Genomic DNA, 13,980 nt, shown 5'->3' with positions numbered 1-13,980 from the left:
GCGCCATGCCCCTGACAGCGTCGCTGACCAAACCCCTGGCCCCTTCGTGGGCCAATCGCTTTAAAGAGCAAAGCCTGGAGCGCGGGCGACGTTATGCCCTGGAGAACCGGGTGCGCATTGTCGAGTGCGGTGACAGCACCATTGTCGCCAGTTGCGAAGGCTCGGGCGGCAACGTCTACCGGCAGACCATTTCGCTGCGCGAATCGGCCAAAGGCACGCTGATCCTGGTGGACAGCCGCTGCACTTGCCCGGTGCACACCAACTGCAAACATATCGCGGCGGTGCTGCTCAAGGTCCAGGAAACCCTGGCCTACCCGGCCGCTGCACAAGATGCCGAGCTGCTGGAAAAACTCCAGGCCGTGCTGGAAAACCGGGTGGCGTTGCCGCAGGTGGTGATGGAGGATGTCGTGCCCGTGCCGCGCTTGTGGCTCGCCAGTGTCGAGTTCAGTGCCTTTGAACCGCGCAACGGCAAGATGCAGCGCTATATCCAGCATCGCGCGGCGCTGTCGTTCAACTACTTGGGCAACTATGTCAGCGGGCAGAAAAACGCCGACATCATCGTGCGCCAGGAAACCCAAAGCCTGCGCATCAAGCGGCATCCGGAGCTTGAGCAGCCGTACCGTGAACAACTGCGCCTACTGGGTTTCAAGATCGCCACGCGCCAGAGCAAGGCGCTGCCGGAAAGCGCCGGCGAGCTGTTCGAGATGGTCAATGACAGCGCCTGGCTGAACTTCACCCTCAATGCATCACCGACCTTGCGCGCCGAGGGTTGGGAGTTGCAGATCGATGAGGATTTCGGCTTCGACCTGAGCGCCGTCGATGACTGGTACGCCACCGTCGATGAAGGCCCGGAGCGCGATTGGTTCGACCTGGAGCTGGGAATTATCGTCAACGGTGAGCGGCTGAGCCTGCTGCCGATCCTGCTGAACCTGATGCGCTCCCACACCGAGATCCTCAACCCGGAAAAACTCGCACGCCGCCGCGATGATGAACTGATCCTGGTGAACATCCCCGGCCTGCCCAATGGCGGGCATGGTCCGCTGCAAGTCGCCCTGCCCTACGGTCGTCTGAAACCGGTGCTGGCTACCCTCGGCGAGTTCTACCTGCAGGACGCCGGTACCACCACACTGCGCCTGGCGAAGGCCGACGCGATTCGGTTGAACCCGCTGGAAGATCTACCGCTGCAATGGGAAGGTGGCGAGAAGATCCGCAACTTTGCCCAGCGCCTCCGAGACATCAAGGACTTCACCTGCGTGGCCCCCGAAGGGCTGAACGCGACCTTGCGTCCGTACCAGCTGGAAGGCTTGAGCTGGATGCAGTCACTGCGCCAGCTGGAGGTTGGCGGGATACTGGCGGATGACATGGGACTGGGCAAAACCCTGCAGACCCTGGCGCATATTCTCACGGAGAAAATCGCCGGGCGCCTGGATCGACCGTGCATGGTGGTAATGCCCACCAGCCTGATTCCCAACTGGCTGGATGAGGCAGCGCACTTCACACCGCAACTCAACGTGTTGGCACTGTATGGCGCAGCACGTAAGAAACATTTCGCGACCCTGCAGGACTATGACCTGCTGCTGACCACCTACGCCCTGCTGCCCAAGGACATCGAACAGCTCTCAGCCCTGCCCCTGCATGTGCTGATCCTCGATGAGGCCCAGTACATCAAGAACCCGTCCAGCAAGGCGGCCCAGGCCGCACGTGAGCTGAATGCACGACAGCGCCTGTGCCTGAGCGGCACGCCGCTGGAAAACCATTTGGGCGAACTCTGGTCGCTGTTCCACTTCCTGCTCCCAGGCTGGCTGGGCGACGTAAAAAGCTTCAACCGCGACTACCGCACGCCCATCGAAAAGCGCGCCAGCGATGTGCGATTGCAACACCTGAACGGTCGGATAAAACCCTTCCTGCTGCGCCGCACCAAAGAGCAGGTGGCAACAGAGCTGCCACCCAAGACCGAGATCATCCACTGGGTCGACCTCAATGAGGCCCAGCGCGACGTGTACGAAACCATGCGCCTGGCCATGGACAAAAAGGTGCGCGACGAGATCACTCGCAAGGGCGTGGCACGTAGCCAGATCATCATTCTTGAGGCACTGCTGAAGCTGCGCCAGGTGTGCTGCGACCTGCGCCTGGTCAACGATGCAACCCTGCCCGCCCGTGGCAGCAGCTCGGGCAAGCTTGATAGCTTGATGGAAATGCTTGCGGAGCTGTTTGAGGAAGGCCGGCGGATCCTGCTGTTTTCCCAGTTCACCTCGATGTTGAGCCTGATCGAAGTCGAGCTGAAAAAACGTGGCGTGGCCTACGCACTGCTCACCGGCCAGACAAGGGATCGACGCACACCGGTGAAGGATTTCCAGAGCGGCAAGCTACAGATTTTTCTGATCAGCTTGAAGGCCGGGGGCGTCGGCCTGAACTTGACCGAAGCCGATACGGTGATCCACTACGATCCTTGGTGGAACCCGGCCACGGAAAACCAGGCCACCGACCGCGCCTATCGCATCGGTCAGGAGAAGCCGGTGTTCGTCTACAAGATGATTGCCCGAGGCACGGTGGAGGAGAAAATCCAACACCTGCAGAAGGAGAAATCCGACCTGGCAGCGGGGGTACTGGACGGGCGCACCACCGGGGACTGGCAACTGGGCAATGAGGACATTGAAGCGTTGTTTGCGCCATTGCCGCACAAGCAAGAGAAGCGTTGACGGTTAGACCGCTATCGCAGGCAAGCCTGCGATAGCCGCGACGCGGTGTTCAGCCGATCAACTGAGCATCCCGCAACGCGGTAAGCGCCGCCAACCAGCGCGGGTCCTGCTTGTAGTCCGTCGACGCAATCGCCTGGCCGCGCATGCGTGCGATTCGAGCTGATGGCTTGACCTTCATGCGCTGGGCGGCGGTCAGCGCCAGCTCAGCAGCCGCGCGATCATTGCATACCAACCCCATGTCGCAACCTGCCGACAGCGCCGCTTCGATGCGACTGGCGGCATCGCCCACCACATGGGCACCGGCCATGGACAGGTCATCGCTGAAAATCACCCCATCGAACTGCAATTCGCCGCGCAGGATGTCCTGCAACCAGCGGCGTGAGAACCCGGCTGGCTGGGCATCGACTTGCGGGTAGATGACGTGGGCCGGCATCACCGCCGCCAATTGCTTGCTCAAGCGCGCGAAAGGCACCAGATCATGCGCACGAATCTGCTCAAGACTGCGTTCATCATTGGGAATGGCAACGTGGGAATCGGCCTCGGCCCAACCGTGACCAGGAAAATGCTTGCCGGTGGCCGCCATGCCGGCACTGTTCATGCCACGGATAAAGGCACCGGCCAGCACGGCGGCGCGCACGGGGTCGCCTTCGAAGGAGCGGGTGCCGACCACGGCGCTGCGTTGGTAGTCCAGGTCCAGCACCGGGGCGAAGCTCAGGTCCAAGCCAACGGCCAACACTTCAGTCGCCATAATCCAGCCGCATTGTTCGGCCAGGTATTCGGCGTTGGGGTTATCCGCCAAGGCACGCATGGCCGGCAAGCGCACAAACCCCTGACGCAGACGCTGTACGCGGCCACCTTCCTGATCGACGGCCAACAGCAGGTCCGGACGCACGGCACGAATCGCCGCACTCAACGCCCGCACCTGACGCGGATGCTCGATGTTGCGCGCAAAGATAATCAGGCCACCCACTTCAGGCTGGCGCAGCAGGTGGCGGTCCTCGGCCGTGAGCCAGGTGCCGGCAACGTCGACCATCAAAGAACCTTGCAGGGCAGCAGTCATAAACCTTCCTTAAATAACGCACACAACCCGTTGCCCTCACCAGGCACGGTGAGCACAACGGGTTGCGAGTAAATAGCTGAATTCGGCATGGGCCGCTAGCTTAGCGGATGCAAGCGGCCGCGCCCACCCGGCGCGGTCAAACCTTGGCGGGTGTTGGCACGGACTTGCTGCGTGGACGCAATTGGGCGGCGGCCATGGCGGCGTCGGTCACACCGGTTTCGGCGCGCATGCCGGCAGCCAGGAACGGCACCATCAGGCGCATGACCTGTTCAATGGAGGTGTTGACGCCGAAATCAGTCTCGGCAATCGCCCGCAACGCCTTGATCCCGGACATGCTGAACGCGGCGGCACCGAGCATGAAGTGCACGCGCCAGAACAGCTCAATCGGTGGAATACGCGGAGCGGCTTCGTTGACCAGCAACATATAGCGACGAAATACCTTGCCGTACATGTCTTCCAGATAACGCCGCAGGTGCCCCTGGCTCTGGCTGAACGCCAGGCCCAGCAGGCGCATGAAGATCGACAAATCGTTGCCGCTCCTGGGCTGAACCACCAGGGCCTGCTCAACGAGGATTTCCAGCAATTCTTCCAGGGTCGGCTTGTGGTCAGCCTTGGCCTGGCGACGCTCAAGCTCACGGTCAAGGCTGGTGCAGAACGGCCCCAGGAAGCGCGAAAACACCGCCTGGATCAGGGCCTTTTTCGAACCGAAATGGTAGTTCACAGCAGCGAGGTTAACCCCAGCCTTGCTGGTGATCAGCCGCAACGACGTTTCAGCAAATCCTTTTTCCGCAAACAATTGCTCGGCAGCATCGAGAATGCGTTCAACGGTTTCCGACTGGGCCATGGCTACTCCGCCTGACAAACACTTGTTTGAAACATACGTTTCAGGTTGTGTCTTGTCAAGCCTGCGGGTTCGCTTTCCGGCCGGGCAGTCATGTATTTCATCGCTATTTAATCACATCCTTACGCCTCTGTAGGCAGCGCTATCTCTGGCGTGTGGGAAGCCTGCACGATGACCGTCCAGCGGCGCACTCGAAAAGGAGGATTGCCAAGCGCAGTACACTGTATATAATCCCAGTCACTGTATAAAAAGACAGAGCGATCAACATGCTAAAACTGACGCCACGCCAAGCTGAGATTCTGGCTTTTATCAAGCGCTGCCTCGATGACAACGGCTACCCGCCGACGCGAGCGGAAATTGCGCTGGAACTGGGGTTCAAGTCCCCCAATGCCGCCGAAGAACACCTCAAGGCCCTCGCTCGCAAAGGCGCGATCGAGATGACCCCCGGTGCCTCGCGCGGTATCCGCATCCCTGGCTTCGAAGCCAAGGCCGACGAATCGACCCTGCCGATCATCGGTCGCGTCGCTGCCGGTGCGCCGATCCTGGCGCAGCAGCACGTCGAGGAATCCTGCAACATCAACCCGACCTTCTTCCATCCGCGCGCCGACTACCTCTTGCGGGTCCATGGCATGAGCATGAAGGACGTGGGCATCTTCGATGGCGACCTGCTGGCCGTCCACACCACCCGCGAAGCCCGTAATGGCCAGATCGTCGTCGCCCGTATCGGCGATGAAGTCACCGTCAAACGCTTCAAGCGCGAAGGCAGCAAGGTCTGGCTCCTGGCCGAGAACCCTGAGTTCGCCCCGATTGAAGTGAACCTGAAAGATCAGGACCTGGTGATCGAAGGCTTGAGCGTCGGCGTCATTCGCCGCTAAAGGAGGCATCATGCAGCTCGTCCACACCCCACAACACACACAACTGTCGCTGTTCGAGGCCTTCATGGCCCAACCCCTTGCGCCCATTCTCAAGGAAACGGTCGAAGCGCCCTGGAGCGCCGAGCCTGAGGCGTTCAGTGAATTGTCGTTGCGCGGTGCAGCGGGGAGCTGCCTGAGCCTGCTGGCGCCGATCCTACGCGAATTGAGCGAAGAGCAGGACGCGCGCTGGCTGACGCTGATCGCCCCACCCGCCAGCCTGACCCAAGCCTGGCTACGGGACGCCGGCCTCAACCGCGAGCGCATCCTGCTGCTGCAACCGCGCGGCGCGCAAAGTGCGCAGCAATTGACCTGCGAAGCCCTGCGTCTGGGCCGTAGCCATACGGTGGTGAGCTGGTTGAATCCACTGAGTGTCAGTGCCAAGCAACAACTGATCAGTGCCGCGCGCACGGGCGATGCTCAGAGCTTGAATATTCGATTGGGATAAGTACTGAGCGGCGAAAGCCCTGTAGACAATCCCGCACTCCACGAACGTCCGTGGTGAGCGGGATTCTGCAGTGAGCCAGCTTGCCCGCTCACCACAGCACGTCCTCTTCTCACTGGAACTCAGTGAAGAACGCGCGGCCCGTCTTCTTTCTCCGGCTCGCCTTCTGCCAGGCGACCTGCCATCTGCACGCCCACGCTCAACATGGCTTTAGCCACTTCCACGTGCTGGCCCTGCAGGAACACTTTGGCGTCCTCGGAAAAATCCAGAATGACCAGAGAACCCTCGTCCTCAGCCCGACGCAGCTCGATTCGGCCGTCAGGCAACTCAACAATTTCCAGAAAGGACGTCGGCATAAAAGTCTGTTCTCCACGAAAGGCCGGGATTATATCAGTCATCCGCTGCGTTTCGCTGAGGATCTGGCCAGGTTTCGTTGCGGCTTGATGAATGGTGCCAGGATGACCCGGTTCACATGTGGGAGCGAGCTCCCACAGATTGATCGGTGTAAATCAGTGACGCCGCCTCAGCACTCGTTGAGGCCTTCGCGAAAGCGCAGCGCCATCTTTTTCAGTGCCTGGCGCCAGCTTTCCAGCTCTTCCCGGCTCAACGGCTTGGGCTCATCCTCTTCAACCGCAACCGCCACGATCAACGGTTGAGTCACATCGCCCTTGGGCACATGGGGAATACGCGGCGGTTGGAACATATCGGCATGCGCCTTGAGCAGGCGTGAGACCCAGCTGTCGGGGCTTTGGGCCATTTCAACCAGCTCAGCCAGCTCAGGAATCGCCATCGAGTCCAGCACTTCGCGGTTCATGATCATCTCTGCACGAGGCGAACCCGCCTGGGGCAAACGGTAGAACCCGGCGATTTCATGGCACAGGCCCAGCAAGGCACCGTACAGGTGGAACAATGCCGCTTCACGCCCCGCCTGGACCAGCGCGATGGCATTCATCTCTTTCCCCTCCTCGGCGCGGCCAAGGGCTTCCAGGGACAAACCCGCGAAGTAAATTTTCTGGTTGGTACGGGTATAGAGTTCGTTGGCCATAACGGCAATCTCCACAACGAATAAGCGTGATGCTGGCTGAACAGTGTCACGGATCAGCCGAGCCTACTGCAAGTGCAATAAACCGCTGCTTATGGGGGGCAAAACTCGACGTTCAGATCCAGACTGATCCAAATGTGGGAGGGGGCTTGCCCCCCGATTGCGGCGCATCAGTCATACACATGTCGACTGATATACCGCTATCGGGGGCAAGCCCCCTCCCACATTGGATCTTCAGCGCATCCGACGGGTCAAGCGCCCTGGCGCTTGTCCTCGACCTTCCACTTGCCGCCGTCGTAGAACGCTTTCCAGCCAGTAGGCTTGCCGTCCACTTCGGTCTGCACGTACTGCTCCTTGGTCTTGCGGCTGTAACGGATCACGGCTGGGCGACCATCCGGATCCTTCTTCGGCGCTTCACACAGGAAGTGGTACTTCGGATCGATCTCGTCCTTGTGCGGCACGATCTCCAGCACCAGCGGTGCACGGGTCTCGCGGTTTTTCGGGAACTGGCTGGCAGCCAGGAACAGCCCCGAAGCGCCGTCACGCAGGATGTAGGTGTCGTTGACCTTCTCACACTTGAGTTCAGGCATCTTCACCGGGTCCATCTTCGGCGGCGCCGCGTCACCGCTTTTCAGCAGTTTGCGGGTGTTCTTGCACGTCGGGTTGGTGCAGCCGAAGAACTTGCCGAAACGGCCAGTCTTGAGCTGCATCTCGCTGCCACACTTGTCGCATTCCAGGCTCGGACCTTCGTAGCCTTTGATGCGATAGGTGCCCTCTTCAATCTCGTAGCCGTTGCAATCCGGGTTGTTACCGCAGATATGCAGCTTGTGCTTTTCATCCAGCAGGTAGGCGTCCATCGCCGTGCTGCAGATTGGGCAACGGTGCTTGCCACGCAGTACCAGCGACTCGGATTCCCCCTCGTCATCGGCAGCGATTTCGTCACCCGGCACCAGGTTGACGGTGGCCTTGCAGCGCTCTTTCGGCGGCAGGCTGTAGCCCGAGCAACCGAGGAACACGCCGGTGGACGCCGTACGAATCTGCATCGGGCGGCCGCAGGTCTGGCACGGGATGTCAGTCATCACCGGCTGATTGGCGCGCATACCGCTTTCAGGGCTTTCAGCTACTTCGAGTTTTTTCTTGAAGTCGCCGTAGAACTCGTCCAGCACGTTTTTCCAATCGCGTTCGCCCTGGGCCACGTCATCGAGGTTCTCTTCCATGCCGGCGGTGAAGCCGTAGTCCATCAGGTTGGAGAAGCTTTCCGACAGGCGTTCGGTGACGATGTCGCCCATCTTTTCCGAATAGAAACGACGGTTGTGCAGCGCAACGTAGCCACGGTCCTGAATGGTGGAGATGATCGCCGCGTAGGTCGAAGGACGACCGATACCGCGTTTTTCCATCTCTTTCACCAGGCTGGCTTCCGAATAACGCGCCGGCGGCTTGGTGAAGTGCTGGGACGGGTCGAGCGTGATCAGCTTCAGCGTATCGCCCTGGGCCATGTCCGGCAGCACATCGTCATCGCCAGGCTTGGCGATTTGCGGCATCACACGGGTATAGCCGTCGAACTTGAGGATACGGCCCTTGGCACGCAGCTCGAAGTCAGAAGCCGCCACCGTGACGGTGGTGGACAGGTATTGCGCCGGCAGCATCTGGCAGGCCAGGAACTGGCGCCAGATCAGCTCGTAGAGGCGCTCAGCGTCGCGCTCCATGCCGCTCAGCTTGGCAGGCGTGGTATTGGCGTCGGAAGGACGGATCGCTTCGTGAGCCTCTTGTGCGCCTTCCTTGCTGCTGTAGACGTTCGGTTTCTCGGGCAGGTACTTCTTGCCGAACTCTTCTTCAATATAAGTACGCGCCATCGCGACCGCGTCCACCGACAGGTTGGTGGAGTCGGTACGCATGTAAGTGATGTAGCCGGCTTCGTACAAGCGCTGGGCCATCATCATGGTTTTCTTCACCCCAAAGCCCAGGCGGTTGCTCGCGGCCTGTTGCAGGGTGGAGGTGATGAACGGTGCCGATGGCTTGCTGCTGGTCGGCTTGTCCTCACGCTTGACGATGCTGTAACTGGAAGACTTGAGCTTTTCCAGCGCCGCCATGGCCTGGGCTTCGTTCAGCGGCTTGAAGGCCTCGCCTTTCTCGCGGGCCACTTCAAAGCGCACGTTGGCGCCCTTGGCAGTGCCCAGATCGGCGTGGACTTCCCAGTACTCTTCGGGGATGAACGCACGGATTTCGCGCTCACGCTCCACCACCAGCTTCACCGCAACCGATTGCACACGGCCGGCGGACAGCCCACGGGCGATCTTGGCCCACAGCAGTGGCGAGACCATGTAACCCACGACGCGGTCGAGGAAACGACGGGCCTGTTGGGCGTTGACGCGGTCGATGTCCAGTTCGCCGGGTTTGGAGAAGGCCTCTTGGATGGCCTTCTTGGTGATTTCGTTGAACACCACACGCTTGTAGCGGCTGTCGTCGCCGCCGATGGCTTCCCGCAGGTGCCAGGCAATGGCTTCCCCTTCGCGGTCCAAGTCCGTTGCGAGATAGATGGTGTCGGCATCCTTGGCGAGCCGGCGCAGCTCTTCGATGACCTTTTCCTTGCCTGGAAGGATTTCGTACTTGGCCTTCCAGCCATGATCCGGGTCCACACCCATGCGCGAGACCAGCTGCTTGCGCGCTTTCTCTTTAGGGCTGAGCACCGGACCTTCGCCCGCAGCCGCCTTGCCGCGCTTGGCGGCTGGCTCCTTACTGGCGCTAGCCGAACCGCTGGTGGGCAGGTCTCGGATATGGCCGATACTCGACTTCACCACGTACTCGTTGCCCAAGTACTTGTTGATGGTCTTGGCCTTAGCCGGGGATTCCACAATGACCAGCGATTTGCCCATGGATCGGAAAATTCCTGAATTCGAGAAGTGAAAGGCAGTTGGCGCCTGTCGCGGCAACGCTATATATAGTGGCAACAAGGTGAGGTCAAGCGCAGCATTCTGCGCGACCCGCCGTTATTGCCCTGAAAAAAGACTGGGTTCGGCCTGGACCAAAGCAAAGCGCGGGACCTGCTCGCCGTCAACTTCGACGGTCTCCAGGAACATGCTCAAAGGACGCACCCAAAAGCCGTAATCGCCATACAGTGCTTGGTAGAACACCACTTCTTCTTCGGTCTCGGAGTGGCGCGCCACACTGAAAACACGGTACTGCGGACCTTTATAATGCTGGTAGAGCCCTGGTTCGACTTTCATGCTCTGGCCCTCTTACAAAATTTGTTAAAAAAAAAATACAAAACCACCCAAAAACAAAAACCGGGGCACTGGGCCCCGGCTTCCGTCAACCCAACGCTTAGACGCGTTCGAAGACGGTGGAAATGCCTTGGCCGAGACCAATGCACATGGTGGCTACCCCGAGGTTGCCGCCATTTTGCTTCATCACGTTAAGCAAAGTGCCGGAGATACGTGCACCGGAGCAACCAAATGGGTGGCCCAGGGCAATCGCGCCGCCGTGCAGGTTAACCTTCTCATTCATCTTGTCGAGTACTTTCAAATCTTTCAGCACCGGCAGGGCCTGTGCGGCGAAAGCTTCGTTGAGCTCGAAGAAGTCGATGTCGTTGATGGTCAGGCCCGCGCGCTTCAAGGCTTTTTGTGTGGCCGGTACTGGACCATAGCCCATGATTGCCGGGTCCACACCCGCCACGGCCATCGAACGGATCACGGCCAGCGGTTGGATACCCAAGTCCTGGGCACGCTGCGCCGACATCACGATCATGCACGAAGCACCGTCGGTGATTTGCGACGAAGTACCGGCTGTCACGGTGCCGCCCTTTGGATTGAACGCTGGCTTGAGGGCCGCCAGGCTTTCCAGGGTGGTATCCGGACGAATGGTTTCGTCGTAGTCGAACAGTTTCAGGAAACCGTTCTCGTCATAACCGTTCATCGGGATGATTTCATCCTTGAACTTGCCTTCCAGGGTCGCCTTGTGGGCGAGCTGGTGGGAACGCAAGCCGAACGCGTCCTGGGCTTCGCGGGTAATGCCGTGCATTTTGCCAAGCATTTCTGCGGTCAGGCCCATCATGCCCGAGGCTTTCGCCGCGTACAGCGACATGTGCGGGTTAGGATCGACGCCGTGCATCATGCTGACATGGCCCATGTGCTCCACACCACCGACCACGAACACATCACCGTTGCCGGTCATGATCGCCTGGGCGGCGGTGTGCAGCGCGCTCATCGACGAACCGCACAGACGGCTCACGGTCTGGCCCGCGGCAGTGTGCGGGATCTGGGTCATCAGCGACGCCATGCGCGCGATGTTCCAACCCTGCTCCAGGGTCTGGTTGACGCAGCCCCAGATCACGTCCTCGACTTCGTTCGGGTCGACCTTGGTGTTGCGCTCCAGCACTTTGCTGATCAAGTGTGCCGACATGTCTTCGGCACGGGTGTTGCGGTGCATGCCGCCCTTGGAGCGGCCCATCGGTGTGCGACCGAAGTCGACAATCACCACGTCTCTTGGATTCAAGCTCATAAATATTCTCGCTCTAGTCGTCTGGGCGCTTAACCGAAGAAGCTCTGGCCGTTCTTGGCCATTTCACGCAGCTTCGCGGTCGGGTGGTACAGCGGGCCCAAATCAGCGTATTTGTCAGCCAGGGCAACGAACTCAGCCACACCGATCGAGTCGATGTAACGCAGTGCACCACCACGGAATGGAGGGAAACCAATACCGTACACCAGGCCCATATCGGCTTCGGCGGCGGTCTCGACGATGCCGTCTTCCAGGCAACGCACGGTTTCCAGGCACAGGGCGATCATCATCCAGTTGATGATGTCCTCGTCGGACACCTCACGCTGTTCGTAGATGACCGGAGCGAGCACTTCGTGCACCGACGGATCGGCCACTTTCTTCTGCTTGCCCTTCTTGTCAGCCTCGTAGGCGTAGAAGCCCTTACCGTTCTTCTGGCCCAGGCGCTTGGCCTCGTACAGCGCGTCGATCGCCGAGCGGCGGTCGTCTTTCATGCGATCCGGGAAGCCTTCAGCCATGACGTCGCGACCGTGGTGGCCGGTGTCGATGCCGACCACGTCCATCAGGTATGCCGGGCCCATTGGCCAGCCGAATTTTTCCATGACTTTGTCGATGCGCACAAAGTCCACACCAGCGCTGACCAGCTTGGCGAAACCGCCGAAGTACGGGAACAGCACGCGATTGACCAGGAAGCCCGGGCAGTCATTGACCACGATCGGGTTCTTGCCCATTTTCTTGGCGTAGGCAACGGTGGTGGCAACGGCCAGCTCGCTGGACTTCTCGCCACGGATCACTTCTACCAGCGGCATCATGTGCACCGGGTTGAAGAAGTGCATGCCGACGAAGTTTTCCGGACGCTTGAGGGCCTTGGCCAGCAGCGAGATGGAAATGGTCGAGGTGTTGGAGGCCAGGATGGTGTCGTCTTTGACCTGGGCTTCCACTTCAGCCAGTACGGCTTGCTTGACCTTAGGGTTCTCGACAACCGCTTCGACCACCAGGTCGACATGACCGAAATCGCCGTAGGACAGCGTAGGACGAATGCCGTTGAGCACTTCAGCCATTTTCGCGGCGGTCATGCGACCTTTGTCCACGCGACCGACCAGCAGCTTGGCGGCTTCCGCCAGGCCTTGCTCGATCCCGTGTTCGTTGATGTCTTTCATCAGGATCGGCGTGCCTTTGGACGCCGACTGGTAAGCGATACCGCCGCCCATGATACCGGCGCCGAGTACGGCAGCCTGTTTCACGTCCTTGGCGATTTCGTCGTAGGCCTTGGCCTTTTTCTTCAGTTCCTGATCGTTCAGGAACAGGCCGATCAGGCTCTGGGCTGCGGAGGTTTTCGCCAGTTTGACGAAGCCAGCCGCTTCCACTTCCAGGGCTTTGTCGCGACCGAAGTTCGCGGCTTTCTGGATGGTCTTGATCGCTTCAACCGGCGCCGGGTAGTTCGGGCCGGCCTGTCCAGCCACGAAACCTTTGGCGGTTTCGAACGACATCATTTGTTCGATGGCGTTGAGCTTGAGTTTTTCCAGCTTCGGCTGACGCTTGGCCTTGTAGTCAAATTCGCCGCTGATGGCGCCCTTGATCAGGTTCAGTGCGGCTTCGGCCAGTTTATCCGGGGCAACTACAGCGTCGACAGCACCGACTTTCAGGGCGTCTTCAGCCTTGTTTTCCTTACCGGCGGCGATCCATTCGATAGCGTTGTCGGCACCGATCAGACGCGGCAGGCGTACGGTGCCGCCGAAACCTGGGTAGATGCCCAGTTTGACTTCAGGCAGGCCGATCTTGGCAGTGGCCGACATGACGCGGAAGTCCGCCGCCAGGCACATTTCCAGGCCACCGCCCAACGCGATGCCGTTGATCGCGGCGACGGTCGGTACGTTGAGGTCTTCAAAATCGCTGAAGATCTTGTTGGCTTCGAGGTTGCCAGCCACCAGCTCGGCATCGGGCAGCTTGAAGTTGTCGACGAATTCGGTGATGTCAGCGCCGACGATGAACACGTCCTTGCCGCTGGAGACGATCACGCCCTTGACCGAAGCATCAGCTTTGATGGTGTCTACGGCCTGACGCAATTCATTCAGGGTTAGACGGTTGAACTTGTTGACGGACTCACCCTTGAGGTCGAATTTCAGTTCGACGATGCCACTTTCAAGAGCCTTAACCGTGATGGCTTTACCTTCGTAAATCATCAACTGATCTCCACGATATGGAAGCTGAACAGTACACATTGGACGCTGGCCTCTGGCTGGACATTGATGAATTCGCCAATGTTCACGCCAATCCGCCAGGCACACCCGCCAATGCGATAGTCGGGATTCTGTATGAGTCGTCTGACAGACAAACGCTCAATTCATACGCCCGTTTGATTTGGGTACGCCACCTTCATCCAATTCCGGGCAATTGTCAATCGCTCGAAAGGCTAGGAAAAACGCGACTTTCCAGTCATTTCAGAACCCCGACCATAAGCCCGTGATTCGTCAATATTCAACTATTCACG

Annotated in this window: 11 protein-coding genes; 3 read left to right on the top strand and 8 right to left on the bottom strand. The window is 59.7% G+C overall.

Annotated elements, in window-relative coordinates; genetic code table 11:
* The first annotated feature begins 5 nt into the window (after window positions 1-5).
* Complete coding sequence (locus PF1751_RS07840; protein WP_044286839.1) at window positions 6-2,699, top strand: DEAD/DEAH box helicase; 2,694 nt, start codon at window positions 6-8, stop codon at window positions 2,697-2,699.
* A gap of 49 nt (window positions 2,700-2,748) precedes the next feature.
* Here the strand turns inward: PF1751_RS07840 and nagZ are convergent, their stop codons facing one another.
* Both nagZ and PF1751_RS07830 read right to left on the bottom strand, forming a co-directional pair.
* On the bottom strand, window positions 2,749-3,759 hold the full coding sequence (gene nagZ / locus PF1751_RS07835; RefSeq protein WP_010212060.1) for a beta-N-acetylhexosaminidase: 1,011 nt from the start codon (window positions 3,757-3,759) through the stop codon (window positions 2,749-2,751).
* A 136-nt stretch (window positions 3,760-3,895) separates the two neighbouring features.
* Window positions 3,896-4,603, bottom strand: coding sequence for a TetR/AcrR family transcriptional regulator (locus tag PF1751_RS07830; RefSeq protein WP_010212061.1), 708 nt, complete (start codon window positions 4,601-4,603; stop codon window positions 3,896-3,898).
* 263 nt (window positions 4,604-4,866) lie between these two features.
* Between PF1751_RS07830 and lexA the strand changes: the two genes are divergently transcribed.
* Both lexA and sulA read left to right on the top strand, forming a co-directional pair.
* Window positions 4,867-5,475: a transcriptional repressor LexA gene (lexA, locus tag PF1751_RS07825; RefSeq protein WP_003172575.1), complete on the top strand. Its 609-nt coding sequence runs from the start codon at window positions 4,867-4,869 to the stop codon at window positions 5,473-5,475.
* A 10-nt stretch (window positions 5,476-5,485) separates the two neighbouring features.
* Window positions 5,486-5,959, top strand: coding sequence for an SOS-induced cell division inhibitor SulA (gene sulA / locus PF1751_RS07820; RefSeq protein WP_010212066.1), 474 nt, complete (start codon window positions 5,486-5,488; stop codon window positions 5,957-5,959).
* Between the two features lie 119 nt (window positions 5,960-6,078).
* Here the strand turns inward: sulA and PF1751_RS07815 are convergent, their stop codons facing one another.
* The 6 genes from PF1751_RS07815 to fadB form a co-directional block, all read right to left on the bottom strand.
* The gene (locus PF1751_RS07815) at window positions 6,079-6,312 is read right to left on the bottom strand and encodes a hypothetical protein (RefSeq protein WP_010212068.1); all 234 of its coding nucleotides are present in this window, start codon (window positions 6,310-6,312) and stop codon (window positions 6,079-6,081) included.
* A 167-nt stretch (window positions 6,313-6,479) separates the two neighbouring features.
* Window positions 6,480-7,001, bottom strand: a complete 522-nt coding sequence (locus PF1751_RS07810) for a DUF6586 family protein (protein ID WP_044286838.1) — start codon at window positions 6,999-7,001, stop codon at window positions 6,480-6,482.
* A gap of 248 nt (window positions 7,002-7,249) precedes the next feature.
* Window positions 7,250-9,871: a type I DNA topoisomerase gene (gene topA / locus PF1751_RS07805; RefSeq protein ID WP_044286837.1), complete on the bottom strand. Its 2,622-nt coding sequence runs from the start codon at window positions 9,869-9,871 to the stop codon at window positions 7,250-7,252.
* Window positions 9,872-9,985: 114 nt separating this feature from the next.
* Window positions 9,986-10,222, bottom strand: coding sequence for a DUF1653 domain-containing protein (locus PF1751_RS07800; RefSeq protein ID WP_010212074.1), 237 nt, complete (start codon window positions 10,220-10,222; stop codon window positions 9,986-9,988).
* A 97-nt stretch (window positions 10,223-10,319) separates the two neighbouring features.
* A complete protein-coding gene (gene fadA / locus PF1751_RS07795; protein WP_021490991.1) occupies window positions 10,320-11,495 on the bottom strand; it encodes an acetyl-CoA C-acyltransferase FadA in 1,176 nt (391 codons plus the stop codon).
* Between the two features lie 29 nt (window positions 11,496-11,524).
* Window positions 11,525-13,672, bottom strand: a complete 2,148-nt coding sequence (fadB, locus tag PF1751_RS07790; protein WP_005786151.1) for a fatty acid oxidation complex subunit alpha FadB — start codon at window positions 13,670-13,672, stop codon at window positions 11,525-11,527.
* Window positions 13,673-13,980 lie beyond the last annotated feature (308 nt).

Source organism: Pseudomonas simiae, from assembly GCF_000934565.1.
In the GTDB taxonomy this organism is placed as follows: Bacteria; Pseudomonadota; Gammaproteobacteria; order Pseudomonadales; family Pseudomonadaceae; genus Aquipseudomonas; species Aquipseudomonas simiae.
This window is presented reverse-complemented; position numbering and strand designations above follow the sequence as displayed.

Coding starts and splice junctions, on each gene's coding strand:
- PF1751_RS07840 (WP_044286839.1), top strand. CDS start 6: ATGCCCCTGACAGCGTCGCTGACCAAACCCCTGGCCCCTTCGTGGGCC.
- fadA (WP_021490991.1), bottom strand. CDS start 11,495: ATGAGCTTGAATCCAAGAGACGTGGTGATTGTCGACTTCGGTCGCACA.
- PF1751_RS07800 (WP_010212074.1), bottom strand. CDS start 10,222: ATGAAAGTCGAACCAGGGCTCTACCAGCATTATAAAGGTCCGCAGTAC.
- PF1751_RS07830 (WP_010212061.1), bottom strand. CDS start 4,603: ATGGCCCAGTCGGAAACCGTTGAACGCATTCTCGATGCTGCCGAGCAA.
- PF1751_RS07810 (WP_044286838.1), bottom strand. CDS start 7,001: ATGGCCAACGAACTCTATACCCGTACCAACCAGAAAATTTACTTCGCG.
- lexA (WP_003172575.1), top strand. CDS start 4,867: ATGCTAAAACTGACGCCACGCCAAGCTGAGATTCTGGCTTTTATCAAG.
- nagZ (WP_010212060.1), bottom strand. CDS start 3,759: ATGACTGCTGCCCTGCAAGGTTCTTTGATGGTCGACGTTGCCGGCACC.
- sulA (WP_010212066.1), top strand. CDS start 5,486: ATGCAGCTCGTCCACACCCCACAACACACACAACTGTCGCTGTTCGAG.
- PF1751_RS07815 (WP_010212068.1), bottom strand. CDS start 6,312: ATGCCGACGTCCTTTCTGGAAATTGTTGAGTTGCCTGACGGCCGAATC.
- topA (WP_044286837.1), bottom strand. CDS start 9,871: ATGGGCAAATCGCTGGTCATTGTGGAATCCCCGGCTAAGGCCAAGACC.
- fadB (WP_005786151.1), bottom strand. CDS start 13,672: ATGATTTACGAAGGTAAAGCCATCACGGTTAAGGCTCTTGAAAGTGGC.